Origin of the sequence: Neisseria sp. 83E34 (assembly GCF_001308015.1) — a bacterium.
In the GTDB taxonomy this organism is placed as follows: domain Bacteria; phylum Pseudomonadota; class Gammaproteobacteria; order Burkholderiales; family Neisseriaceae; genus Neisseria.
In genome coordinates this window covers 1-24,749 of the sequence record NZ_LGYH01000006.1, presented here as the reverse complement: position 1 = coordinate 24,749, position 24,749 = coordinate 1, and the positions used below count along the sequence as shown (strand labels likewise).

Sequence of the window (24,749 nt, the reverse complement as noted above, 5' to 3'; positions counted from 1 at the left end):
GGATTGCTTTTTATGGCTAAGTTTTTTATTGACCGCCCCATTTTTGCTTGGGTAATCGCAATCTTTGTAATTCTTGCGGGTGTATTTGCCATCGGCAAACTGCCGGTTTCGCAATATCCTTCAGTTGGTGCACCAACCATCACGTTAACCGCCACTTATCCGGGTGCGTCGGCACAAGTGATGGAAGACAGTGTGTTGGCGATTATCGAGCGCAGCATGAACGGTGTGGAGGGGCTGGATTATATGACCACCAATGCAACCTCCAGCGGGCGCGGCACGGTAAGCCTCACTTTTACACCGGAGACCAATGAAGATCTGGCACAAGTCAATGTGCAGAACAAGCTTTCGGAAGTGACTGCGCTACTGCCCGCAACCGTACAGCAAAATGGTGTAACCATATCCAAATCGCGCTCCAACTTCCTGATGGTATTGATGATGTCTTCGGAAACTATGGCTACGGAAGACATAGCCGACTATGTGGAGCGCAATATCAAACCTGAAATCCAACGTGTCGAAGGTGTGGGTGAAGCCCGTTTGTTCGGTTCGCAACGTGCGATGCGGGTGTGGGTAGATCCTAAGAAGCTGCAAAACTACAACTTGTCTTTTGCTGAAGTATCTTCTGCTATCAGCGCGCAGAATGCGCAACTTTCGGTGGGTACTATGGGTGATTTGCCTTCCTTAAAAGGGCAAACCATTACCGCCACCATTACCGCCCAAGGCCAATTGAGCACGCCTGAAGAGTTTGGCAATATTATTTTGCGCTCCACAACCGGTGGCGCCAATGTTTACTTAAAAGATGTGGCCAAAATCGAATTGGGCAGTCAGGATTACGCCACCTCAACCCGTTTGAACGGAAAACCGGCTGTGGGTATGGCGGTGATGCTGTCAACCAGCGGCAATGCTATGGCTACGGCATCCGCCGTGCGGGAAAAAATGGAGCAGCTGCAACGTTATTTCCCGGGCGATATGAAATGGTCTGCGCCTTATGATACATCTGAATTTGTAAGTATTTCGATTGAGAAAGTGGTGCATACGCTTTTAGAAGCGATTGTGCTGGTGTTTATCGTGATGTATCTCTTCCTGCAAAATATCCGCTATACCCTGATTCCTACTATTGTGGTGCCGATTTCTTTGCTGGGCGCATTTGCTTCGATTTGGTATTTGGGCATGTCGATAAATGTTCTGACCATGTTTGCGATGGTGTTGGTTATCGGAATTGTGGTGGATGATGCGATTGTGGTGGTCGAGAACGTTGAGAGGATTATGGCCGAGGAAGGTTTGCCGCCGCGCGAAGCCACCAAAAAAGCCATGGGGCAGATTTCCGGCGCGGTAATCGGTATTACGGCTGTGTTGATTTCCGTGTTTGTGCCGCTGGCTATGTTCAGCGGAGCAACCGGTAATATCTACAAACAATTTGCGTTAACCATGGCGATCGCCATTGCATTTTCAGCCTTTTTTGCCCTTTCGCTTACGCCGGCTTTATGTGCAGCGATGCTTAAGCCGATTCCGAAAGGCCATCATGTAGAGAAAAAAGGCTTTTTCGGCTGGTTTAATCGCAAATTCAAAAGTAGTACACACCGTTATGAAGGCTGGGTTGGCAGGTTCTTGAATAGAACCGGCCGCATGATGGTTGTATATGTGGCTTTGGCAGCTGTAGCGGGGCTTGTGTTTGTACGCATTCCTACATCATTCTTACCGCAAGAAGATCAAGGCAGTTTGATGATGATGGTGCAGTTGCCTTCAGGAGCAACGAAAGAGCGTACCGATGCCACTTTGGCTGTTGCGAATAATGTGATTATGTCTATGCCGGAAGTGGATAACTTTATCGGTGTTTCCGGTTTTAGTTTTGCCGGTTCCGGGCAGAACATGGGCTTCGGTTTCATCACCTTGAAAGACTGGAGTGAACGTAAAGCCAGAGGCAGCGGTGCGGCTGCCGTGGCAGGCAAGATTACTGGGGCCTTGATGGGCAGCGTAAGGGATGGCTTCGCCATAGTGTTGAACCCCCCTGCAATTATGGAATTGGGCACCAGCTCAGGGTTTGAGATGTATCTGCAAGACCGCAATAACAGCGGGCATGAGGCTTTGCTGGCTAAACGCAACGAGCTGATTGCTAAAATGCGGCAAAACCCGATGTTTGATGCGCAAAACGTGCGTTCTTCCGGCTTGGAAGATGCGCCGCAGCTCAAAATCAATATCGACCGTGAAGCTGCTGCAGCGCAAGGCATTGATTTCTCAAATATCCGGTCGGTGCTGTCTGCTGCCATTGGTTCATCGTATGTTAATGATTTCCCGAATCAGGGTCGTTTGCAGCGTGTGATCGTGCAAGCCGATGCGTCGGCGCGTATGCAGCCTGATGATATTTTGGCTTTAACCGTAACCAATAATCAGGGAGTAGCTGTGCCGCTTTCCACTATTGCTACGGCTTCATGGCAAAGCGGTATGGAACAAAGTGTGCGATTTAACGGCTACCCGGCCATGAAAATCAGCGGTGCCGCATCATCCGGCTATTCTTCAGGCGAGGTAATGGCTGAAGTGCAGCGTATGGTTGATGAGATGGACGGATACAGCTTGGAATGGGATGGTCAATCCCGCGAAGAAGCCAAAGGCAGTGCGCAGACTATTATGCTGTATACATTTGCCATTTTGGCTGTGTTCTTGGCACTGGCCGCGCTTTATGAAAGCTGGTCGATTCCTTTGGCGGTGATTCTGGTGGTGCCGTTGGGATTTTTGGGCGTAGTATTAGGTGTGTCTGGCCGTAACTTGTTGGGTATGGCTTTCGGGGCGCCGCCTGCTTATCTGAATGACATTTACTTCCAAGTCGGCCTGATCACAGTAATCGGTTTGAGTGCAAAAAATGCGATTTTGATTATTGAGTTTGCCAAAGACTTGCAGCAAGAAGGCAAGAGCGCGATTGCCGCTGCTTTGGAAGCCGCGCACTTGCGTTTCCGCCCGATTATTATGACTTCATTTGCCTTTATTTTAGGTGTGGTGCCGCTTTACATCGCATCGGGCGCCAGCTCGGCAAGCCAGCGTGCGATTGGTACGACCGTGTTGTGGGGCATGCTGGTTGGTACGATATTGGCGGTTTTCCTAGTGCCGGTTTTCTATGTGGTGGTGCGCAAGCTGTTCAAAGGCGTTGGTCGGAAACCTGAATTGGCCGTTTCTTCCGGAGCATCTGCCACGCTGAGCAATGACTATACGACGGATAAGGATTAAGCATGAACAAGGCTATTAGATTCAAACCTGTTTTCAGTATCATTGCTATGGGTGTGGCATTATCGGCTTGCACGATGATTCCTAAATACGAACAGCCTCAGGTAAATGTGCCTGAGACCTTTAAATATGACAGGCAGCCGGAAACCGGTGTTCAAGCCGCTTACTTGGGTTGGCAGGATTATTTTGCCGACCCGCGCCTGCACCGCTTGATTGAGATTGCGTTGGAACGCAACACCGATTTGCGTACTGCCGCTTTAAACGCCGAAGCCGTGCGTAAGCAGTATATGATTAAGCGGGCCGATTTGCTGCCGGATATCAATGCCAGCGGCACGGGTCAGCGCGCGCGGGTGGCGGAAGATTTAAGCACAAGCGGCAAATCAACGGTTACTTCCGCTTACACGGTTGGCTTGGGCATTACTGCTTATGAAATTGATTTGTTCGGCAAAGTGCGCAGCCATGCGGAAGCGGCCAAACAGGGCTATTTCAACAGTTTGGCTGCGCGTGATTCGGCGCATTTAAGTTTGATTGCTTCCGTGGCAAAGGCTTATTTCAATGAGCGATACGCTGAAGAAACCATGAAGCTGGCGCAAAATGTATTGCAGTCGCGGGAGCAGACTTATAAGCTGACCCGTTTGAAGCATCAAGCCGGTGTGATTTCTGCGGTGGATTTGCGCCAGCAGGAAGCTTTGATTGAGTCGGCCAAAGCCGATTATGAAGCGGCCGTGCAAGCGAAAGAGCAAGCGCGGAATGCTTTGGCTGTGTTGCTCAACCAGCCTATCCCACAAAATCTGCCTGCGGGTTTGCCGCTGGATAAACAGTATAAAATCAGCAAGCTGCCAGCCGGTTTGAGCTCGGATATATTGTTGAACCGGCCGGATATCCGGGCTGCTGAATTTGCTTTAAAGCAGGCCAACGCGGATATCGGCGCGGCGCGGGCGGCATTTTTCCCTAGCATCAGTTTAACCAGTACCATTGGTACGGGTTCGACCGAGTTGAGCGGATTGTTTCAGGGCGGTAATAGAACCTGGGTGTTTGCGCCTACTATTAATCTGCCGATTTTTAACTGGGGCAGTAATAAAGCGAATTTAGACGCAGCAAAAATCCGCCAGCAAATTCAAGTGGTGGCTTATGAAGCGGCGGTGCAGAATGCGTTTAGAGATGTGTCGGATGCTTTGGTGGCGCGGGAGCAGCTGGATAAGCGTTATGCTTCGGCGCAAAAACAAAGTAAAGCCCAAGCCGACACCTTGCGGCTGGTGCGTTTGCGCTATAAGCATGGTGTATCGAGCGCTTTGGATTTATTGGATGCGGAGCGCAGCAGCTACAGCGCCGATACAGGATTGCTGGGCATGCAGCTGACCCGTTTGGAAAATCTGGCCGATGTTTATAAAGCGCTGGGTGGCGGTTTGAAACGTCATACGCAGGATACCGTCGGGCAGTAAGTGTTGTAACCGCAAATGCCTGTCTGAAACATTTTCAGACAGGCATTCTTAAAGTGAAGCTGAGAATATGTCCGATATTTCCGAATACCGTTTGCCGAACTCGGCCTCTGAAGAGTGCGGCCATTGGTGTGTGTATCTGATTTTGTGTGAAGGCGGTTCGCTTTATTGCGGTATCAGCAACCATCCCGAAGCCCGTTTTGCCGCGCATCAGGCGGGTAAGGGTGCGAAATATACGCGCATCAGGAAGCCGCTTGAAATGCGGTTGGTGAGTCAGGCGCTTTCCAAATCGGCGGCTGCCAAGCTGGAAATCAAGGTTAAGCAGTTGAAAGCAGCGGAGAAGCGGGATTTGTGGTTGGCTTTGGCTTGATGTGATTTAACTATATAACCGAAGAACATATGCCTGTCTGAAAACTTTCAAATTTGTTTTCAGACAGGCATGGCTTATTGTTCGCGGTTATCGGAAATGTGGTTGGGCTGCCAATTTTGTTTGATGGTAAACAAAGAACAGAATTTATCGAAGCGGTTGCCGGTTATCCGGTTGTTTTCGGCAAAATCGCGGTCATCTGCGCTGCTGCCCAGAGCGTAACCTGCATCGTCGCTGCAATAAGACTTGCCGCCGTTGCGCGAGGCAATCCAGATAATCGGGCGGTAGACACGCGTTTGTTTGTTGGCGAAATAATTATCGCTGATGGTATTGGAAGAGGGCGTTTGGTGGCGGATCACGCCGCGCTCGCCGCAGTTGCGGTATAGGAAAATGCCGCCGTTATGCGGGGATAAGAAGCGGTTGTGGCGCACTGTGTTATGTGCAGAGCCGTCAAGCGCGAACTGCTCGCGTTTGTTGCGGACTTCTATGGTGTTGTGTTCAAAAACATTGTGGGCGCTTTCCATATCGAAATACACCGCAGTTCCGTCGGATTGGCCTTGGATATAGCTGTTTTTTACGGTGATGTATGTGGCGCCGGGACGCAGATAGAGCGGAATGCGGCCGTTACCGGTGATGTTGACTTTATCTAATGTGATGTGTGTCGGCGCGGCTGCTTGAATGTTTTGCGTGGCGTCGGGGCGGCGTGAAACGGCGCGCAAGGTATCGTCGTCCATGCCGCTGATGCGCAGTGCGCCTTGGATATTGCAGTTTCGCAGAGTAAGGTTTTGCGGGCGTTGCCATTGCCCGTTTTGTTGGACTGAGCGGATTTTGACATTGTCGCCGTTGCCGCTTTGGCGGACAATGTGCGCGCCGTTGCAATCGAATGTGAGATTGGAGGCTGCTTCACCTTGAAAAACCAATTCTTTGCTGATGCTGCTGCCCGAAGGTAAAGTGGCGGAGCAGTTAATTTCAACTTGCGGGCTGCCGCTGTGTGCCGGAGCCACGATTTCAGCGATTTTTTCGGCGGAGCAGGTATTTTCGGCGGTTTGCGCAGAGGCAAACGGCGCGAGGCCGGCTAAAACGGGAATCAACCAATAGCGCATGATGCTTCCTGTGAGAGTTATGAATAAAGCATCATAACATGTAATGCCTGTCTGAAACCCAGTTCCGTATGACGGCAAGTTTTCAGACAGGCATTAAGTGCTTTGCAAAGCTGTGTTAAACTTTCTTTCCCGAACACAATCCTCTAGCCAAATATCATGAATCCTTTATTAAACAGTTTGAAACCTTACCCGTTTGCCCGTTTGCGCGAAGCTTTGCAAGGCGTTTGTCCGCCGGAAGGTGTGGATTTGGTGTCGCTGCATATCGGCGAGCCGAAACATGCCACGCCGAAAGTGATTACCGATGCGCTAACCGAAGCCCTGTCTGAATTGTCGCTTTATCCGCTTTCCGCCGGTTTGCCGCAACTGCGTGAAGCGTGCGCCCGTTGGGCGGCGCGCCGTTATGACGGCTTGGTTTTAAACCCTGAAACGGAGATTTTGCCGGTGTTGGGCAGCCGTGAGGCTTTGTTTTCGTTTGCACAAGTGGTGCTGAATCCGGCTGCCGACAGTAAAGACGTGGTGGTTAGCCCGAATCCTTTTTATCAGATTTATGAAGGTGCGGCTTTGCTTGGCGGCGGGGAAATTTATTTTGCCAACTGCTACGCTCCGGATTTCATTCCCGCTTGGGAAGAAATTGCCGAGGATATCTGGCCGCGTGTGAAATTGGTGTTTGTGTGTTCGCCGAACAATCCGAGCGGCAGCGTGATGCAGCAGGAAGATTGGAACAAACTTTTTGCTTTGCAGGATGAATATGGTTTTGTGATTGCTTCGGACGAATGCTATTCCGAGATTTATTTTGACGGTGCAAAACCTATCGGCTGCTTGCAGGCGGCAAACGCGGCGGGGCGTGGCAATAAGAATATTGTGATGTTTACCAGCTTATCGAAACGCTCCAATGTGCCGGGTTTGCGCTCGGGTTTTGTGGCGGGCGATGCGGATTTGCTCAAAGCGTTTTTGCTGTACCGCACTTATCACGGCAGCGCCATGAGCGTGCCGGTGCAGAAAGCAAGCATTGCTGCTTGGGACGACGAAGCTCATGTGGCTGAAAACCGCCGCTTGTATCAGGAAAAGTTTGATAAGGTGGTGCCGATTTTGCGTGAGGCATTTGAAGTGGATATGCCCGAGGCTTCATTTTATTTGTGGCTGAAAGTGCCCGATGGCGATGATTTGGCCTTTGCGAAAAAGTTGTTGAGTGAGGCTGGCATCCAGGTGCTGCCGGGCCGCTTTTTGGCGCGCGACACGGCGCACGGCAATCCGGGTTTGGGTTATGTGCGTATTGCTTTGGTGGCCGGGGTGGAAGAATGTGTGGCTGCGGCGCGTAAGATGGTGGATTTGTATCGCGGGTAGCGGGCTCGTGGGCAATGAATAAATAATGCCTGTCTGAAATATTCAGACAGGCATTTTGTTTGATTACCGGTTATTGGCTCGGGCAGATTGTTTATGCTGCGTTGAAACCAAGCTCGTTAATGGCCGTTTTGAACGTTGCTGTGTCGAAGCCTTCGAAGTGTGTTACCACAACCACACCGGTTTCGTAATTGGCATTAACCATGCGGACGTTTTCTACGGTTTCGCCTTTGGCAATGATTTTTTTCGCGTCATCGCGGCTAGACATTCCGTTTACCTGTAATTTTGTTTGGGGCATATCAGTTACCTCATTTTTATAGTGATTGATATAAAACTTGTCAGAAAGACGTGGTAATTCTGCCTATAATTCATGAGTTTGTCCAATGCAAGATGACAGAATGCTAAGCTTCTTGCTTGGATTGTTTCATTTGCGCATCATCACTTTTGAAACATTAATAATGGTTTCTATTCAGGCTGCTCCAAGATTTTGAACTGTGGTCAAACCGTTCAATCATGTAGCAAGAAAATTTATAGGAAACATTGAAGTAAATCATTCAAAAACCGTTTGCCGTGTTCGGTGGGTACGAAGCGAGACGGGTCGGATTCCAATAGGCCGAGTGTTTGTGCCTGAGTGATTTGGGATGCAACTTGGGCAATGCTGACACCTGTGCGCTCTTCCAGATAAGCAGAGGGCACGCCTGCGCTTAGTCTTAAGGCATTCATCATAAATTCAAATGCCAAATCTTCGGCGGCAACCGGTTTGCGTTCGATAGCGGCAAACGGATTGCTTTGCATCGCGGCAAGATAATCTTGCGGATGACGGCGGCGGGTGGTGCGCTCGATATGGGTCGGGTAGGAAATTTTGCCGTGCGCGCCAGCGCCGATGCCGATATAGTCGCCAAATTGCCAGTAATTCAGATTGTGGCGGCATTGTTGGCCGGGCTGGGCGAAGGCGGAGGTTTCATAATGTTCGAAACCGGCTTCTGCTAAAGATTGATGCACAATTTCTTCAATGTCGAGCGCGGTTTCATCGTGTGGCAGGCCGGGCGGCGGAGTGTGGCCGAAAGGGGTGTTGGGCTCCATTGTCAGATGGTAGGCGCTGATGTGGTCTACGCCGGTGGCTATGCCTGTCTGAATATCATTGCGCGCCATTTCGAGGGTTTGGTTTGGCAGGGCATACATTAAATCAATGTTGACCTTCTCGAAAATGTTTTGCGCGGATTCGATGGCTTTGCGTGCTTCGGTGCTGTTGTGAATGCGGCCCAAAGCTTTCAGACAGGCATCATCAAAGCTTTGCACACCAATTGAAAGGCGGGTAATGCCTGCATCTTTAAAGCCTCGGAATTTTTCCCGTTCGAATGTGCCCGGATTGGCTTCAAGCGTAATCTCGGCTTGCGGTTGCAGTTTCAAGAGCGAGCGCACTCCGGAGAGCAGGGCGTTGATGGCTTCGGGGGAAAATACGCTGGGTGTGCCGCCGCCGATAAAGACGGTTTCCACCGTGCGGCCCCAGATATTCGGCAGCTCGGTTTGCAAATCGGTGAGTAGGGCTTGGATATAGCGGTTTTCATCAAGCGCGGATTTGATGGTGTGTGAATTGAAATCGCAATAGGGGCATTTTTGAATGCACCACGGAATATGGATGTATAACGATAGCGGCGGCAGGGCGGCAAGCCGGCCGGGTTGGGATAAAGAAATGGGAAGCATGGTGTTAGGTTTAGGATTGTGCGGCGCTGATTTTGCCCATTAATTCGTTGAGCGCTTGTGCGCGGTGGCTGATGGCGTTTTTAACTTCCGGCGCGAGTTCGGCTGCGGTTTTGCCGTGTTCGGCTACATAAAAATGCGGGTCATAGCCGAAACCGTTTGTTCCGGCAGCTTCGGGCTGCCATGTGCCTCGCCAGATGCCTTCTGCAATAATGGGCTGAGGGTCGTTTTCGTGACGTACCAAAACCAAAACGCAAACGTAATAGCAGCTTTGGTCGGCTTGGTTGGCGAGTTCTGCGGACAATTTTGCATTGTTGGCCGCATCGGATTTCGGATTGTCGCCGGCAAAGCGGGCGGAGAATATGCCTGGTGCGCCGCCGAGTGCGTTGGCACAAATGCCGGAATCGTCTGCCAAAGCAGGTAAGCCCGAATGTTTGCTGGCATGGCGGGCTTTGGCTAAAGCATTTTCAACGAAAGTCAGATAGGGCTCGGGGCACTCAGACACGTTGAAATTCGATTGTGGCAGGATTTGGATATTTTTTTCGGCAAACAGGCGCGAAAATTCGCGCAGTTTGCCTGCGTTACCGCTGGCGAGTACGATTTTTTCAAACATGATTTAGTCCTATTTTGCTTGCTTGGCAGCGGCTTGCATCATTTTATGGCGGGCGTGTTCGCGTAGAAATAGGGCGAGGCAGGCAACTTGGCCGAACACGGCGCCGAAAGCGAACAAAAAGGCCGCAATGCCGAACTGCTTGCTCTGAATCGACAGAAGATAGCTGCCTAATGTTACCAAGGCAATGAATAATAAGGTGAAAAGTGCGGTTAGCAGCAGATAGGTTTTGCGTTTGGACATAGAGCGCTGATTTAGAGGAAATGTTGATTATAACGAATTGAGCGGCTTTTGCCTGTTTTGTATTGAGCTTTATGTTAGATCTTAATATAGCAGATGCCTGTCTGAAAGTTTTCAGACAGGCATAATTCATTGGACAAGTCAGGCGTTTTTCTCAGGAAGAATAAGGTTCAAAATAATTGCCAGAATTGCGCATAAGCCCACACCTGCAAAGCTGATGCTGCCAAACTTAACCAGCATACCGCCGACGCCGGTTGTAAGCACGGTGCTGACAATCACCAGATTCTTGGGGCGCATCAGGTCGACTTGTGCGTCAATCAGGGTTTTTAAACCCAATGAAGCGATGGTGCCAAACAGCAGAATCATTACGCCTCCCATCACAGGCAGCGGAATAGAGGCTAGGAAAGCATTAAACTTGCCAAAAAAAGCCATAAAAATCGCGAAAATTGCTGCCCAGGTCATGATGACGGGATTGGCATTTTTGGTTAGCATCACTGCACCGGTTACTTCGCCGTAAGTTGTTACAGGCGGGCCGCCGATCAAGCCGGCCACACATACGCCTACGCCGTCGCCGGCAAGAGTGCGGTGCAAACCGGGGTCTTTGGCATAATTTTCGCCGGTTACCTTGCCTACCGCCATCACCCCGCCGATGTGTTCGATAGCCGGAGCAATAGCAACCGGCAGCATAAAGAGCGCGGCCTGCCAGTTGATTTCCGGCGTGTGGAATTCAGGAACGGCAAACCACGGCGCTTGGGAGATGCCGGTAGTATCCACCAAGCCCATTGCCAGCGCGGCCAGATAGCCGCTGCCTACACCGATTAAAATCGGTATCAGCTTCATCATACGGCTGCCGAACACGGCGATGATTACTGTCACGGCAAAGGTGAAACCGGAGAGCAATAATGACTGCACATAATCGAATTTTTGCTCACCGCCGGCTTGCCCCATTGCCATCTGGCTGGCAACGACTGCCACTGATAAGCCGATTACCATAATTACCGGGCCGATTACCACCGGCGGCAACAAGCGGTTTACTGATTCCAAACCGCGCCATTTGATGAGTGTGGCGAACAAGAAATACATAAAACCTGCGGCAAACAGGCCGAACATGGTGCCGCCCATACCCCATTCTTGTATCGAATAAATAATCGGTGCAATGAAAGCAAAAGATGAGCCTAAGAAAATCGGCACTTTTCGCTTGGTAAAGGCTTGAAATAGTAAGGTGCCGATACCCGCCCCTAAGAGCGCCATAGCAGGATTGAGTCCTGTAAGAATAGGCACTAAAACCATAGCGCCGAAAGCGACAAAAAGGATTTGTGCGCCGGAAATAGCCAATTTAAGTTGTTGCATAAAATTGCGCTTTCTTTACGTAAACGCGCAAATTATAACTTTTTGCAGTTTTTTATGCATGGTTATTTTCAGACAGGCATAAGCAAAGAGCCAGGTTATATAGTTAATCAATACATTTTTAATACAAGGCAGCAAGCCGCAGACAGTACAGATAGTACGGCAAGAAGTGGCAACGCCGTAGTGAAGATTAAGCTGATTGACTATATTTGTTATCAGTTAGCAAACTGAAAGTTTCATGCAGGGTTGATTCGCTTTACCGTATTAATCGTAATATGTGGCGCAATGTTTTGGATGAAAAGATGTGTTTTATTGCGATGGTGGTATAACAAAAAAACAGTGATTACATAGTAGATGATTATGAGATTAAAAAATATTCGGGTTGGCTCCGAATATATTAAGAATGCCTGTCTGAAAAGCAGTTTTCAGACAGGCATGATGCTATATCAGTTTGTTTGGAAATTTTATTTGCATTTGCCTATTTCTGCGGTTTTTGCAAGGCAATCACAATGGCTGCTTCGTGTAATTTCCATTTAATCGGAATGACGAAAGAGCGGTCTCTCCTGGGTAGCATAATTTCGTCAGGCGCGCCGCGAATAACGATAGGTACTGAAATTTGCAAGGTTTCACCGAATATTCTACGGGCATTTCCTGCGATGGTGTTGGCTACTTCGCCGATAATGTCCATAACATTTTCTTCCGAAGTGTCATATTCATCCATAAGAACCAGTAAACGTTGTGCCAGTTCTTCAGGGGATGTGAAATAGACGATACCGTTAGCGTAGCCGGAAATGGCGATAACACCTGAATATTGTTGAGCGGCCGGTATGGTGTTTTCAACCAGATAAGGGGTTCCGATTGAAATTTCTTCGTTTGCTACATGTTGGAAGTATTGTTGAACACCTTCCAAGAATACTTGTAATTGAGATTCTTTCATCTTACATCTTTCGGCTTACAAATCTTCGGTCATTTCTTTCAATGCATCGAAAAGTTCTTCATCTGAAAAAGGTTTATAAAGGAAGCCGCGGGCACCATATTCCAAGGCTTTAATGCCGGTGGCTTTGTCGGCAAGCGCAGAAATTACCAGGATATTTGCATTATCATTTAATTCAATAATGCGTTGTATGCAGGTCAGACCGTCCGTTTTCGGCATGGTCAGATCCATGGTAACCAAATCCGGACGTAGTATCTCGTAAAGCCCGATAGCATCAGTGCCGTTGCTAGCGGTGGCTACTACCTCGAATCCGGTGTTTTCTGAATTTCGGGTGATACGGTTGCGGATGACATTGGAATCATCAACAATCATAATTGTTGGCATACCGGCCCTTTCTTTATATTTGAATTAAATATCATTAGAGTTTTTTCGGAATGGTTAACACGATTCTGGTATAGGCGCCCACTTTGGTTGCAAGAGAGATCTTGCCGCCGAGCTGCCGTACTTTTTCTTTGACAATGTCCATACCAACGCCCCGTCCAGCATCTTCATTGCTGTTTTCCATAGTGGAGAAGCCGTGAATGAAAATTTGCTGAACCAGCCCGGTTACATTCAATTTTGCTGCTTCCTCGTGAGTATATGTGCCATTCTGAATTAATTTGCTGCGGATTTTTTCATGGTCAATTCCCGCGCCGTCATCTTGAACGGTTAACTTAATTGCGTCACCCGTTTCTTCCATATCCAAACGCAGATGGCCGGATGGTAGTTTGTGTGCATGTAAGCGGTTTTCAGGTGTTTCGATACCGTGTACGACAGCATTTCTGAGCATTTGTACGGCCAATTCGTTTAGATGGCTTTTCAGGTGTACATTCAGAGGAATGTTGTCCATTCCTATGCAGCTGAAATCAACTACCTTATTGTTGCGTTCAGCAAGCTCTTTTACGAATTTGGATAATTGTTCTTTTACCGGCTCTGCATTGAATACAGCTTGGGCTGCCGAATTGTTGCCGGCAATCCGGTTGCTTAAATCTTCAATAACATCAGTTAGGCTGAATAATTCTTCCAAAGATACAGTAAGTGGAAGAAAGTCTTCGCCTACCAATGCGGTTTTGCGTTGCAGCTCTTTTAAAGAATTTTCCAATACTTCGGCAAGTGACACGAAACCATGAAGGCTGAGAGAGCTGGCATCTCCCTTCAAACTATGTACTTCACGGAAAATGGTGCGGATTTTTTCTTCAAAATCTGTTTGGCGCTGGCCTGGTTTTTTAAGTGTTTCGTTAATGTTTTTATTGCGTTTTTTAGTGTGTTGGATAAAGTCGGAAAGAAGTTGCGGGTCTGCTTTTAAAATGGTATTGAGCATTTCCATGCGCAAATCATTTTGCTCGCGTTCCGCCTCGATTTTATTTTCAAGCAATACAGCGTCTGTTACATCGTTGACATTGACAAGCACCCTAACAATTTCATCCGCATGGTATACGCGGTTGAATTTGAAATCGAGATAACGGGTTTCTTTTTCACCCGATTCTTTTGCTACTTTCATCGGGCAGCGGATTAAGGGGTTCAATCCTGCAATCAGGCGCTCTTTGGTGCGGGGATTATAGAGCTGTTGCACAAAGCTGCCGGCAGTATCCAAATCTCTCGGATTGGATGCCATGTCTGATAAAATTTCCAGCAGGTTTTTGCCGCTGAGATCTGTTTTACCTAGCAAGCGCTCCAGTTCTTTTGAGTATTGTGAACCGATTTCCATTTCTCTATCCAGCAAAAACAAGCCACTGCCGACTGTTTGCAGGATTTCTTTGGTTTCATTCCGTGCAGCAGCAGCAGCTTGGTCGGATTTACCTAAACGGCGCATGAAGAAGCCGACGAATAACAGGAAATAGATTAGAGAAGCAGTGATACCTGCAATTTGAATATTTTGCAGTAACTCAGCTTTTTCATTCATATCATCGTTTAGAGCGACAATGATGTTATCAATATATTCGTATAATTCTTCATGGTGATCGCGGGCAAATTCGGAAACTTCATGTGCGAATTCGGGATTACCTTGTTGATTGGTAACATCATGTTTTAACACTGCTTGAATCAGTGGGGAATATTCTTTCCAAATATCCTGAATTTTTTGCAACTCTTTGCGTGTATCTGCAGCTTTTAATGGTTTAAGCGATTGGTGATCTGCAACAAAGTCATAGTTTCCGCCTTTATCAAGTAGATCGATGATTTGTTGAAAGGTGAGAGAGGATTCTTTGAGATTTTCTTGCTCTTTGATGCTGTTTTCATCATTTGTTTTGAGGTTTGCATGATGATCGGCATGAGACTTTTCATGCCGGTGTTTTTTTGCGTCGTGTTTTTCCAGCGCTAAGATTTGTAGAACTTGGGTGGAAGAGAGGATATTGTAAGCGTTGTCGCTAAGTGTGCCTGCGGCATCGATTTGAGCTTGATTGATTTGGATTTGTTCTGAAATACGGCTGCTGGTAAACATCACACCCGATACAAGCGCCAACAATACGGCAACGGATATGGTTACTTTTCGGTAGCGTTTAACCGGTGATTGGTTGAGCTTTTCAAGACCAGACACATTTCGTGCGTGAAACATATTCTTTTATCCCCTAATAAAAAGCTAAAATAGCAAAAATGAAGGCCGCCGGAGTAGCCGGCTTATGCCAACAAAAGGTCTCGTTAAAGACTACACACTAAAAAACTAAAAAATTTAATTGCGAGACTGGTTACATGCTTTATATGGCTTAAGCATCTTTAATCTGAACTGAGAAAGCAAAGCGGTTTGATTAATATGTTTTCCCCGCGCGCCTTGCATCCGTTTAGGATTGAAATATATCAAAATAATTTTGATTGTTACAATGCTTGGGTTGAAATTATTCTGGCGAAATTTAAATGAAAAAATGTCATTTGTAAGAAAATCAAAGATATAAAAAAATCGATTGTCTACGATATTGTTGTATTAAAACATACCGCTTGTTGAAAATAACTACCGATTGTTTTGAAATGCCTGTCTGAAAACCACCTGGGCGGTTTCAGACAGGCATTAGTTAAGCTGATTATTCCGCTGTGCGCTCTATTTCTACACCTGTCTCCCTTACCCCTTGCAAAATGCCGGGTTTGACCACGCGAACACGCACCCACAATGCGCCGAAATCTTGTAAAACCAGTTCGGCCACATGCTCGGCTAAGGCTTCAAGCAACATGAAATTCTGGCTGTCTAAACTGTGGCGGATAGCTTGGCAGACGTCTGCATAATGTATGGTATCGGCAATGTTATCGGAGATTGCGGATTGTTTCGGGACACCTATATCCAAATCGAAAAGCAAAGTTTGTTTTTGTTCGCGCTCCCAGGCATATACACCGATCAGGGTATCGGCTTTCATGCCGTGCAAGAAGATTTTATCCATTTTGTTTTTCAACCGTTTCAGTTAGAATGACGTGGTCTTATTCTAAAGCAAACCATCATTATGTTGGCAAATTTACTGGCCGTAATTGCGGCTTATCTGATCGGATCACTTTCTTTTGCGGTAATTGTGTCGAAACTTTACGGTATGGATGATCCGCGTACTTATGGTTCGGGTAATCCGGGGGCGACCAATGTATTACGCAGCGGCAAAAAAAAGGCAGCAGCCTTAACACTTTTGGGTGATGCGCTTAAAGGCTTGGTTGCAGTGTGGTTGGCTCTTGCGTTGCAAGATAGTTTGGGCTTAAGTAACGCCACTATCGCCGGAGTAGCGGTGGCGGCGCTGGTAGGGCACATGTGGCCGGTGTTTTTCGGGTTTAAAGGCGGAAAAGGTGTGGCGACGGCACTGGGGGTTTTGCTGGCACTTTCTTGGCCGACAGCATTGGTGTGTGCGGCTGTATGGATGGTGATGGCTTTGGGCTTTAAAGTGTCTTCTCTGGCCGCATTAACTGCAACGCTTGTTAGCCCGATTGCTGCGTATTTTCTGATGCCTTATGGTTCATGGAAGTGGGCGGCACTGATTATTGCCTTGTTGGTTTTGTTCAGGCACAAAAGCAATATCGAAAAGCTGATAAAGGGCGAAGAGAGCAAAATCGGTGACAAAGCGGAATGATATTGATTGATCTGTAGTGTGATCAATAATGCCAGTCTGAAAAACTTTTCAGACTGGCATTATTTTATTTCCAGATGTCTGCCTTGCGGTTTAAATAACGGGTATCGTCGAATGTTGCCAGCATTGAGGGAGCAAGCGCTACGAAAATGGCTGCCAGAATACCGCTTAGAAATGCTTCTCCCCAGGCAATCAGAAAAAAGACTTTGAACGAAGCATCCCAGAGTGAAACGCCCGGGAAAGCAAGCGAATGCTCCAAAGCCGTTACAATCAGTGCACCGGTAAACAGCATGCCGATAGCTGCGGCAATAAACCCGTTTACAAAAATATAGATAAAGAGATTAGGAGGCAGATAGCGCTGTACCAAAGTCAGCAGTAGGCGGCATATCAAAACAGGTGGTAGTAAAAGCAAAAGGGCATTGATGGCAAATACGACAGAGCTTGATACACCGCCTGTGATAATCAAATAGGGCAAAAAAAGCAGGGTTGCGAGCCAAAATGCAGCAGGAGCGCCCAACATTAGTGTTACCAGGCTCATGCCGATCAAATGATAGTTCATGCCGCTCAGCTGCCCGCTGTCTATACCGGCACGAAGAATCCAAAGCAAAGCCAGCCATATGAGTGCCGCAGCCGCTACGCGCGGCCGGTATTGCAACACTGCCCATGCTTTTTTTGCGGTTACAGCCAGCACTAAAAAAAGCACACAACCGGCAGCATAAAGCCATGTAAGTTCAAACCATTCGGCAGAAAAATTCATAACCTAACCTTATTTTCGATATGGGCGCATTATACAAAGATTGAGACTTTTGCAAACACCATTTGCGGCGGATTTTGGTGTGGATGCATCACTCGCGCATTCGGTTTTGTATGATGGATGATATGCCCGCACTTATCGGGCGGTCCATATGGGCTAGATACTTCGAGCCGCTTTTATACCTGATAGTTTGGCAAAGATGTCAGAGTGCCTGTCTGAAAGAATGTTTCTTTGCATATTGTTTTACCTACGCAATCAATAGAAGAAAACCTAAAAACACGTTAAAATAGCCGCTTTGCAAGAAAACCGAGCGAAGGCTGCTTTTGTATGTTATGGACTGTTTTACTCATTATTCTCATCGCGGCGATAGGCGGCCTGTTATGGTTCCGCCAGCGCCAGGAGCGCGAGTGGCAGATGGAAATGACCTATCTGCGCCGCCACGAAAACGAGCGCCCCGATTTGCCGGATAATGTCAGAGAAGCCAAAGAAATCAGAGGCGCCGGCCCCAATCTGCAAAACAGCCGTGATACCCGTAAAGCAGCAGAAGCAAGTCAGGCTGTATATGAGCGGACAGTTGAAAAATTAAGGGAAATTGCACCTAAACGGGTGCGTAAGCTGGATGCGTTGATGGGTAAGCTCAATCCGGAAGAGCAAGGTAAGTTGGATGAGCTACCTATTTTTGCAGATACGCAAAATCGTGAAACTGGTTTTGCCGAAGTCCCCGATATGGAAAGCAGCAGCACGCAAGCCGCCGACCGTTTGCGGCAGATGCTCGGTCGCAATCCCGTGCACACTTCCAGCAACACGCTTTCGATTGCTTCTTATTTGGCCGAACATGAAGAAGAGCAGGCAGAAAAACAGCATGCCGCTTTTGACGAATTTATATCCGGCCGTGCAATGCCGCGTGCCGTGCCGAAGATTATAGATTTCGACATGGATCCGCAAATGTTGCGCAAGCCGCATAAACCTGCGGCGGATTTACCTGTGATTACATTGGAAGAGGCTACCCGCAGCCCGTGGATAGACGAGCCTGAGCATTTGCAAGTTTCCCAAGCTGCCAATGATGAGCGTTTGAAATCGTCAGAACCAAGAAAAACCATTACGCTGGACGATCCCGCCGTTATGCGCACCCGAGCTAGAACTTTGGCGGAAGTCAATAAACTGTATATTGAAAATTATCGTCCGGAGGCGCATGAGGTTCGTCATTTGCCGCCTAAACATACGGTAATCGATGCAACAGATATTCAAACTAATCTGCAATGGCAGCGTATTTCCCATTATAACCGCCGCCATGCACAAATCCTTGGTGAGAGTCAGAACCAGCCCAATCCCGATGTTATTCCTTTGGAAGAAATCTTTTTCAATAGCGTACGCAACGGCCTGCCTGCGGGGCGTCGCTTCCGCAGAGCCAGCAGTGCCGTGCATGAGAGCGTAATACCGGAAACCACGCGCATCGAGCAGGCTCAGCTGACACAAGTTCAACGGCCCCGTCCTATGGTCGCTGCCGGTTTAAACAAACCGGCTTCCGTGCCGCTTTATCAAGCCCGTAATATTGAGAAGCCTGTGCAACCGGTGATCAACACACCGCCCGCACCGAATGCTACGGTGGTGGAGCCTCCGCCTGTGCCTGAAACGCCTAAGCCGGTTGTGGATATTCCTGAACCACCGGTATTTAACCGCGATACCCAGCCTTTGCAGATGGCTGCTCCTGCACCTGTGGTGAATGCACACATTACTGATTCTCCCGATTCATTGATTCGTGAGCGTTTAATCAGTGAGTCGGCACCGGAAATAGCGCAGCCGGTTTATGATGCAGAGGTTGGTCAGACAGCAGAAAATAATACAATCAATGTGGAACGCCAGACAGGCCTGTCTGAAAATACCATGCCTGAGCAGATTTGCAACAGCGTGCCGCAGCCGCAATTACAACATCATGAAACAGTTTTTCAGACAGGCATGGTTCTGCCGGATGTGTCTTTGTTGTTGCCACCGCAGTTTGATGCGGCAGCAACGCAGAGCGAAGAAGCATTGCTGGAAAACAGCATAACCATCGAAGAAAAGCTGGCTGAATTTAAAGTTAAAGTTAAAGTGCTGGATGCTTATGCCGGCCCAGTGATTACGCGCTATGAAATCGAGCCGGACGTAGGTGTTCGCGGTAATGCCGTATTGAACTTGGAAAAAGATCTTGCCCGCTCGCTTGGTGTGGCTTCTATACGGGTGGTGGAAACCATTCCGGGTAAAACCTGTATGGGTTTGGAATTGCCTAATCCGCGCCGCCAAGTTATTCGGTTGAGCGAAATTTTCAATTCCCCCGCTTTCCGCGACAGCGCCTCCAAACTGACGCTAGCCTTAGGGCAGGATATCACCGGGCAGCCGGTGGTAACCGATTTGGCTAAAGCGCCGCATCTGCTGGTGGCGGGTACAACCGGCTCGGGTAAATCGGTGGGTGTGAACGCCATGATTCTTTCCATGTTGTTCAAAGCATCGCCCGAAGATGTGCGCATGATTATGATAGACCCGAAAATGCTGGAATTGAGCATTTATGAAGGGATACCGCATTTGCTGGCGCCGGTGGTAACCGATATGAAACTGGCTGCTAATGCGTTGAACTGGTGTGTAAACGAAATGGAAAAACGTTACCGCCTGATGAGCCATTTCGGTGTGCGCAATCTGGCCGGATTTAACCAAAAAATTGCCGAAGCGGCAGCGCGCGGCGAAAAAATTACCAATCCGTTCACACTCACGCCGGACGATCCGGAACCGTTGGAAAAACTGCCGTTTATTGTGGTGGTGGTCGATGAGTTTGCCGATTTGATGATGACGGCGGGTAAGAAAATCGAAGAGTTGATTGCCCGCCTCGCACAAAAAGCACGCGCAGCCGGTATCCATCTGATTTTGGCAACTCAACGTCCGAGCGTGGATGTGATTACGGGGCTGATTAAAGCCAATATTCCCACGCGCATCGCATTCCAAGTGTCAAGTAAAGTGGATAGCCGCACCATTCTCGACCAAATGGGTGCAGAAAACCTGCTTGGGCAAGGCGATATGTTATTCCTGCCGCCGGGTACAGGCTATCCGAAGCGTGTTCACGGCGCTTTTGTGCAGGACAGTGAAGTGCATGCCGTGGCCGAATACCTGAAGCAATTCGGTGAACCGGATTATATTGATGATATTTTGAGCGCAGGAGCGGCCGGTGATGACATATTTAGCAATGCGCCGGGCGGCAATAACGACCGTGACGAACTTTATGATGAAGCGGTCGCAACCATTCTTAAAACTCAGAAGCCGAGCATCTCTAATCTCCAACGCCATTTGCGTATAGGTTATAACCGCGCGGCTACGTTGTTTGACATGATGGAAGCCAATGGTGTGATTTCACCGGCCGAACCAAACGGCAAGCGAACCATTCTGGTGCAGAGTTCGGCGCATTTGGATTGATTTGGATTGAATTTTTGGTAAGAAAATTTTGATAAACTCAGCAGCTGAAAAATTCAATCTTCAGTCAAACCAAAGCAACGCTGTAATGAATTGTTGAGTTTTCTTGCCATATTAGGTTAGAAAAGTAAGTTTAGTAATCGATCAAAGCCGCCTGAAAAGGCGGTTTGCTTTTGATTCACCGCATAATTTTTATATAAAGAGACATAAATGCAAGGGAAACGCGTTTTAACCGATAAACAAATGGCTTTCTTACTGGCCACTATGACGGCACTGATGCCGCTTTCTGTTGATGGCTATCTGCCTGCGCTGGTTCAAATTTCGGAAGAGCTGAATGCAGATATCCATATGATTGAAAAAAGCCTCAGCACATTCTTGCTGGGCGTGGCTGTCGGGCAGTTTGTAGGCGGCTCTGTTTCGGATATTAAAGGGCGCAGAGTTGTGGCATTGAGCGGTTTGGCTGTTTATATTTCTGCGAGTTTGGGGTTGGCTTTGCTGCAAACGGCGGAGCAGTTATTGGTTTTGCGGGCTGTGCAGGCTTTGGGCGCGGGCATGGCGGCGGTTATGGCGGGGGCTGTGGTGCGCGACCATTATGAAGGGCGGCAGGCCGGACAGATGTTTGCATTAATCGGCATCATTATGATGGGCGCGCCGCTGGTTGCGCCTATGTTGGGTTCGGTTTTGCAGATTTTAGGCGGCTGGCGGTTGATTTTTGCTTTTTTGACGGTTTATGCAGTATTGGTTTGGGCGCTGATTTATTATTTTCTGCCACATTCGGCGCACTGTGGAAAATTCGATGGATCGTTTGTTGCGGATATGTGGGCGCGTTATCGGAAAGTTTTACGCACCAAACCTGCTTTAGGTTTTCTGTTTTTCCAAGCGTTCAGCTTTTCTTCTATGTTTGCATTTATCACGGAATCGCCATTTGTATATATGAAGTTATACGGTGTCAGCCCGCATGCTTATGCTTGGCTGTTTGGCTGCAACATTATCATGATGGCGGCGTTTAACCGTTTAACAGCTTATCAGCTGAAAACGGGTAAAAATGCGGAAGACATTCTGAAATGGGGTGTTTTGGTTCAAATGTTTGCCAATATCTGTTTGGCGTTGTCCGTGTTCGGTTTCGGTTTGCCGCCTATGGCATTATTGGTTGGCTTTGCGATGATTTCGGTTGGAACCCAAGGCTTGATCACAGCCAATACGCAAACGTGTTTTATGAGCTATTTTAAGGCTGAGGGTGGAACGGCCAATGCTTTGCTGATGGCTTCCAGTTCTTTGATCGGTGCGTTTATGGGCTGGCTGACCACGGTGCTGCATGACGGCTCAGCGCATGTGATGGTAGGCATGATGCTGACTTCGAGTATATGCGGTATCAGTTTGCTTTGGTTTTATTCGCGAGAAGTTTGGTTGGCGAAGCGTGTTCATTGATAAAATGCCTGTCTGAACGCTTTCAGACAGGCATTAATCATGTAAAATGCTTGACGATAAAATCCTATAAAAGAAAGTTTTTATGTCTTCCGATGAAAAATTGTTGCCGCACCGGCAGGCGATTGATGAAATAGATGCAGAAATATTAAGCTTGTTAAACCGGCGGGCGTCTCATGCACGCGCAATCGGCGAATTGAAAGGCACCGGCGTGGTTTATCGCCCCGAGCGGGAAGCGCAGGTTTTGTTGCGTATTAAGGAGCTGAACCAAGGGCCTCTTTCCGGTGAATCTGTTGCACGCCTTTTCCGTGAAATCATGAGCGAATGCTTGGCCGTGGAGCGGCCGTTAACGATCGCTTATCTTGGCCCGGAAGGTACGTTTACCCAGCAGGCGGCTATCAAGCATTTTGGTCATGCCGCCCATACGCGGGCGTGTGCTACGGTGGATGAGTGTATGCGCTTGGTGGAGGCCAAGCAGGCGGATTATGCTGTGGTGCCAGTGGAAAACTCAACCGAAGGTTCGGTTGGCCGAACTTTGGATTTGCTGGTGGCCAGCCCGTTGAAAGCTTGCGGCGAAGTGATTTTGCGTATTCACCATAATCTTTTGCGTAAGCGGGAAGGCATGGAGGGCTTGAAAAAAGTGTATGCCCATGCACAAGCTTTGGCGCAATGTCAGGCTTGGCTGAGCAAACATTTGCCTGATTCGGTGGAGCGCATTCCGGTATCCAGCAATGGTGAAGCGGCAAGATTGGCATCTTTGGATGATTCGGCTGCGGCGATTGCGGGGCAAACCGCTGCTGAAATCTACGGCTTGCTCAAACTCAGTTCGAATATCGAAGACGAACCCAACAACACAACTCGCTTTTTGGTGTTGGGTTATCAAGAAACGGTGCCAAGCGGGCAGGACAAAACTTCGCTGGTGTTTTCTACGCCGAATAAGGCCGGCGCGGTCAGCTCTTTGCTGGAACCGTTCACGGCAGGCGGTATTTCGATGACTAAATTTGAAAGCCGGCCGAGCAAAACGGGTTTGTGGGAATATGTGTTTTTTATCGACATCGAAGGGCATGTTGATGAAGAACGTGTGCAGGCGGTGTTGCAAAAATTCAGTGAGCGCAATGTGTTTGTGAAAGTGGTGGGTGCTTACCCGCTGGCCGTTATTTGATTGCCGGAAAGCTGCGCTATGCAAGATGCTGCTATTTTAGGTTTGGGTTATTTAGGCAGGCCGTTGGCAGAGAAACTTTATTTGAGCGGCTGTCAGGTAGCAGCGGTAAAAAGAAATTTATCTTCCGATGATGTCAATTTACCCATCAGCTTGAAATGCGCTGATTTTAACGACATTGCGCAGCACCGCTCGATATTCGATCAAACTTGGGCGGATAAACCAGTTTGGATTTGTTTATTACCACCTACCCCTTTTGCTGCTTATGATGCCTGTCTGAAAAACTGGTGTGGTTTGGCAAAAGAGTATGGTATCAAGCATTTGGTATTTTCCAGCAGCATCAGCGTTTATGGCAGCAGAGAGCGTGAATGTAATGAAGAAAGCCTGCTTGAGCCTGAAACAGAAAGTGCGCGCAAAATTGTGGCGGCAGAAACCGTATTTCTGCAAAGCGGAATTGAACATGTGGATATTATGCGTTTGGGCGGGCTTTATTCTGCAAGTCGCCATCCCTTAAACCGCATATTGCAACGGGGTGACGCCATACCGAATGCTGGCCAGCGGGTAAATATGGTACATCAAGACGCAGCGGTATCCGCTTTGTTTAATGTGGCAATGAATCCGAACGGCATACGCATCCGCAATATTGTGGCGCAAGATCATCCTACCAAACGAGAATTTTATACCGCGCAAGCCCGGAGCTTGGGCTTGCCGGTTCCCGAATTTGAAACGGGTAATGGCGGCGGCAAGATAGTGCGTACGCTGTTTGACGATATTTAATGATTAAGCTTTGCAAAACAGAAGTTTTATCACGATAGAATAACCGGTGTGTTTGATATGCTAGAAATGCTGTCGGATATGCCTGTCTGAAAGATTTGAAAATATATGTTTGTTTTACCGATTATTAATCATCTGATTCAACAAAACCCTGAAACACAGGCGCAATTGGCGGGCTATAACGGCATCGTACTGGATTTGAACTTAGCCGGTTTGCGCGTGCACGGCCAATTTGATTCGCGCGGCTTTCTGGTGGAATCAGATAAACCCGCCGATACCGTGTTAACTTTTCATGAAAGTGCGATGCAAAAGATCTTGCGTAGGGAAATGCCGGGAGTGGGCGATTTCAGCATAGAAGGTGACCAAGAATTGGGCTTCAACCTGCTGCCGCTTTTGGGCAGCCTGCGCTATTATGCCAGCGACGATTTGAGCCGGATATTCGGCGATGCGGCGGCCGGCAGCATCATGATGCGAACCCAGAAATTGGGTGCGACATTAAAACAAATCGGTCAAAGCCTGATGGGGCAGGCGTCGGATTATGCAAAAGAGCAGAGTGCCCCCGTTATTACGCGGGAAGAATTTGACGAATGGGCGGATGAAGTGGACCGCTTGCGTGACGATGTGGCGCGTTTGCATGCCCGTTTGGATAAGCTGGAGCGCAATTGGTAAAGGAAATCTATAACTCAATCTTTTTTGCCTTAACCTGATTAAGCGGATTCGGATTTGAAGTGCAACTTTCCGCAACAGAAAAAGGCCAGTATGCGGTAGCATACGGCCTTTCCTGACAAGAAAGATTGCCATGAGCTACACACAACTGACCCAAAGCGAACGATACCA

Annotated in this window: 21 protein-coding genes; 10 read left to right on the top strand and 11 right to left on the bottom strand. The window is 48.3% G+C overall.

Features of this window, described 5'->3' with window-relative positions:
• Positions 1-12 precede the first annotated feature (12 nt).
• The 3 genes from AKG09_RS07130 (at position 13) to AKG09_RS07120 (ending at position 5,022) form a co-directional block, all read left to right on the top strand.
• Positions 13-3,216 carry an efflux RND transporter permease subunit gene (locus AKG09_RS07130; protein WP_054618769.1) on the top strand — a complete coding sequence of 1,068 codons (3,204 nt, stop codon included), beginning with the start codon at positions 13-15 and terminating at the stop codon, positions 3,214-3,216.
• A 2-nt stretch (positions 3,217-3,218) separates the two neighbouring features.
• The gene (locus AKG09_RS07125) at positions 3,219-4,655 is read left to right on the top strand and encodes an efflux transporter outer membrane subunit (RefSeq protein WP_054618768.1); all 1,437 of its coding nucleotides are present in this window, start codon (positions 3,219-3,221) and stop codon (positions 4,653-4,655) included.
• A 67-nt stretch (positions 4,656-4,722) separates the two neighbouring features.
• The gene (locus tag AKG09_RS07120; protein WP_054618767.1) at positions 4,723-5,022 is read left to right on the top strand and encodes a GIY-YIG nuclease family protein; all 300 of its coding nucleotides are present in this window, start codon (positions 4,723-4,725) and stop codon (positions 5,020-5,022) included.
• Positions 5,023-5,096: 74 nt separating this feature from the next.
• On the opposite strand, the gene AKG09_RS07115 is transcribed toward AKG09_RS07120, so the two are convergent.
• Positions 5,097-6,122 carry a right-handed parallel beta-helix repeat-containing protein gene (locus tag AKG09_RS07115; protein WP_054618766.1) on the bottom strand — a complete coding sequence of 342 codons (1,026 nt, stop codon included), beginning with the start codon at positions 6,120-6,122 and terminating at the stop codon, positions 5,097-5,099.
• A 156-nt stretch (positions 6,123-6,278) separates the two neighbouring features.
• Here AKG09_RS07115 and dapC point away from each other — a divergent pair, with 156 nt between their 5' ends.
• Entirely contained in the window at positions 6,279-7,466 is a 1,188-nt protein-coding gene (dapC, locus tag AKG09_RS07110; protein ID WP_054618765.1) for a succinyldiaminopimelate transaminase, read from the top strand.
• A gap of 91 nt (positions 7,467-7,557) precedes the next feature.
• On the opposite strand, the gene AKG09_RS07105 is transcribed toward dapC, so the two are convergent.
• The 9 genes from AKG09_RS07105 to folB form a co-directional block, all read right to left on the bottom strand.
• Positions 7,558-7,731: a hypothetical protein gene (locus AKG09_RS07105; protein WP_231623914.1), complete on the bottom strand. Its 174-nt coding sequence runs from the start codon at positions 7,729-7,731 to the stop codon at positions 7,558-7,560.
• Between the two features lie 260 nt (positions 7,732-7,991).
• Positions 7,992-9,167: a radical SAM family heme chaperone HemW gene (hemW, locus tag AKG09_RS07100; RefSeq protein ID WP_054618763.1), complete on the bottom strand. Its 1,176-nt coding sequence runs from the start codon at positions 9,165-9,167 to the stop codon at positions 7,992-7,994.
• A 10-nt stretch (positions 9,168-9,177) separates the two neighbouring features.
• Positions 9,178-9,777: an RdgB/HAM1 family non-canonical purine NTP pyrophosphatase gene (rdgB, locus tag AKG09_RS07095; RefSeq protein ID WP_054618762.1), complete on the bottom strand. Its 600-nt coding sequence runs from the start codon at positions 9,775-9,777 to the stop codon at positions 9,178-9,180.
• A 9-nt stretch (positions 9,778-9,786) separates the two neighbouring features.
• Complete coding sequence (locus AKG09_RS07090; RefSeq protein WP_054618761.1) at positions 9,787-10,017, bottom strand: NGO_0222 family membrane protein; 231 nt, start codon at positions 10,015-10,017, stop codon at positions 9,787-9,789.
• A gap of 138 nt (positions 10,018-10,155) precedes the next feature.
• Positions 10,156-11,364, bottom strand: a complete 1,209-nt coding sequence (locus AKG09_RS07085) for a uracil-xanthine permease family protein (protein WP_054618760.1) — start codon at positions 11,362-11,364, stop codon at positions 10,156-10,158.
• 475 nt (positions 11,365-11,839) lie between these two features.
• Positions 11,840-12,298, bottom strand: coding sequence for a chemotaxis protein CheX (locus tag AKG09_RS07075; RefSeq protein ID WP_054618758.1), 459 nt, complete (start codon positions 12,296-12,298; stop codon positions 11,840-11,842).
• Between the two features lie 15 nt (positions 12,299-12,313).
• Positions 12,314-12,679, bottom strand: coding sequence for a response regulator (locus tag AKG09_RS07070; protein ID WP_054618757.1), 366 nt, complete (start codon positions 12,677-12,679; stop codon positions 12,314-12,316).
• A gap of 34 nt (positions 12,680-12,713) precedes the next feature.
• Positions 12,714-14,888: an ATP-binding protein gene (locus AKG09_RS07065; protein WP_054618756.1), complete on the bottom strand. Its 2,175-nt coding sequence runs from the start codon at positions 14,886-14,888 to the stop codon at positions 12,714-12,716.
• A gap of 460 nt (positions 14,889-15,348) precedes the next feature.
• Entirely contained in the window at positions 15,349-15,699 is a 351-nt protein-coding gene (gene folB / locus AKG09_RS07060) for a dihydroneopterin aldolase (protein ID WP_054618755.1), read from the bottom strand.
• Between the two features lie 63 nt (positions 15,700-15,762).
• Between folB and plsY the strand changes: the two genes are divergently transcribed.
• Complete coding sequence (plsY, locus tag AKG09_RS07055; RefSeq protein ID WP_054618909.1) at positions 15,763-16,368, top strand: glycerol-3-phosphate 1-O-acyltransferase PlsY; 606 nt, start codon at positions 15,763-15,765, stop codon at positions 16,366-16,368.
• A gap of 64 nt (positions 16,369-16,432) precedes the next feature.
• Here plsY and AKG09_RS07050 read toward each other — a convergent pair whose 3' ends face one another.
• A complete protein-coding gene (locus tag AKG09_RS07050; protein ID WP_054618754.1) occupies positions 16,433-17,122 on the bottom strand; it encodes an energy-coupling factor ABC transporter permease in 690 nt (229 codons plus the stop codon).
• 324 nt (positions 17,123-17,446) lie between these two features.
• Between AKG09_RS07050 and AKG09_RS07045 the strand changes: the two genes are divergently transcribed.
• The 5 genes from AKG09_RS07045 (at position 17,447) to AKG09_RS07025 (ending at position 24,581) form a co-directional block, all read left to right on the top strand.
• Positions 17,447-20,557: a DNA translocase FtsK gene (locus AKG09_RS07045; protein WP_054618753.1), complete on the top strand. Its 3,111-nt coding sequence runs from the start codon at positions 17,447-17,449 to the stop codon at positions 20,555-20,557.
• A 207-nt stretch (positions 20,558-20,764) separates the two neighbouring features.
• A complete protein-coding gene (locus tag AKG09_RS07040) occupies positions 20,765-21,982 on the top strand; it encodes a multidrug effflux MFS transporter (RefSeq protein WP_054618752.1) in 1,218 nt (405 codons plus the stop codon).
• 82 nt (positions 21,983-22,064) lie between these two features.
• Positions 22,065-23,141 carry a prephenate dehydratase gene (pheA, locus tag AKG09_RS07035; protein WP_054618751.1) on the top strand — a complete coding sequence of 359 codons (1,077 nt, stop codon included), beginning with the start codon at positions 22,065-22,067 and terminating at the stop codon, positions 23,139-23,141.
• 18 nt (positions 23,142-23,159) lie between these two features.
• Positions 23,160-23,915, top strand: a complete 756-nt coding sequence (locus AKG09_RS07030; protein WP_082391876.1) for an NAD(P)-dependent oxidoreductase — start codon at positions 23,160-23,162, stop codon at positions 23,913-23,915.
• A 105-nt stretch (positions 23,916-24,020) separates the two neighbouring features.
• Entirely contained in the window at positions 24,021-24,581 is a 561-nt protein-coding gene (locus AKG09_RS07025; RefSeq protein WP_054618750.1) for an SCP2 domain-containing protein, read from the top strand.
• Positions 24,582-24,749 lie beyond the last annotated feature (168 nt).

Coding starts and splice junctions, on each gene's coding strand:
- folB (WP_054618755.1), bottom strand. CDS start 15,699: ATGGATAAAATCTTCTTGCACGGCATGAAAGCCGATACCCTGATCGGT.
- AKG09_RS07090 (WP_054618761.1), bottom strand. CDS start 10,017: ATGTCCAAACGCAAAACCTATCTGCTGCTAACCGCACTTTTCACCTTA.
- AKG09_RS07045 (WP_054618753.1), top strand. CDS start 17,447: ATGTTATGGACTGTTTTACTCATTATTCTCATCGCGGCGATAGGCGGC.
- AKG09_RS07105 (WP_231623914.1), bottom strand. CDS start 7,731: ATGTCTAGCCGCGATGACGCGAAAAAAATCATTGCCAAAGGCGAAACC.
- AKG09_RS07120 (WP_054618767.1), top strand. CDS start 4,723: ATGTCCGATATTTCCGAATACCGTTTGCCGAACTCGGCCTCTGAAGAG.
- AKG09_RS07070 (WP_054618757.1), bottom strand. CDS start 12,679: ATGCCAACAATTATGATTGTTGATGATTCCAATGTCATCCGCAACCGT.
- AKG09_RS07085 (WP_054618760.1), bottom strand. CDS start 11,364: ATGCAACAACTTAAATTGGCTATTTCCGGCGCACAAATCCTTTTTGTC.
- AKG09_RS07115 (WP_054618766.1), bottom strand. CDS start 6,122: ATGCGCTATTGGTTGATTCCCGTTTTAGCCGGCCTCGCGCCGTTTGCC.
- AKG09_RS07025 (WP_054618750.1), top strand. CDS start 24,021: ATGTTTGTTTTACCGATTATTAATCATCTGATTCAACAAAACCCTGAA.
- AKG09_RS07040 (WP_054618752.1), top strand. CDS start 20,765: ATGCAAGGGAAACGCGTTTTAACCGATAAACAAATGGCTTTCTTACTG.
- hemW (WP_054618763.1), bottom strand. CDS start 9,167: ATGCTTCCCATTTCTTTATCCCAACCCGGCCGGCTTGCCGCCCTGCCG.
- AKG09_RS07050 (WP_054618754.1), bottom strand. CDS start 17,122: ATGAATTTTTCTGCCGAATGGTTTGAACTTACATGGCTTTATGCTGCC.
- AKG09_RS07030 (WP_082391876.1), top strand. CDS start 23,160: ATGCAAGATGCTGCTATTTTAGGTTTGGGTTATTTAGGCAGGCCGTTG.
- dapC (WP_054618765.1), top strand. CDS start 6,279: ATGAATCCTTTATTAAACAGTTTGAAACCTTACCCGTTTGCCCGTTTG.
- AKG09_RS07065 (WP_054618756.1), bottom strand. CDS start 14,888: ATGTTTCACGCACGAAATGTGTCTGGTCTTGAAAAGCTCAACCAATCA.
- AKG09_RS07130 (WP_054618769.1), top strand. CDS start 13: ATGGCTAAGTTTTTTATTGACCGCCCCATTTTTGCTTGGGTAATCGCA.
- AKG09_RS07125 (WP_054618768.1), top strand. CDS start 3,219: ATGAACAAGGCTATTAGATTCAAACCTGTTTTCAGTATCATTGCTATG.
- rdgB (WP_054618762.1), bottom strand. CDS start 9,777: ATGTTTGAAAAAATCGTACTCGCCAGCGGTAACGCAGGCAAACTGCGC.
- AKG09_RS07075 (WP_054618758.1), bottom strand. CDS start 12,298: ATGAAAGAATCTCAATTACAAGTATTCTTGGAAGGTGTTCAACAATAC.
- pheA (WP_054618751.1), top strand. CDS start 22,065: ATGTCTTCCGATGAAAAATTGTTGCCGCACCGGCAGGCGATTGATGAA.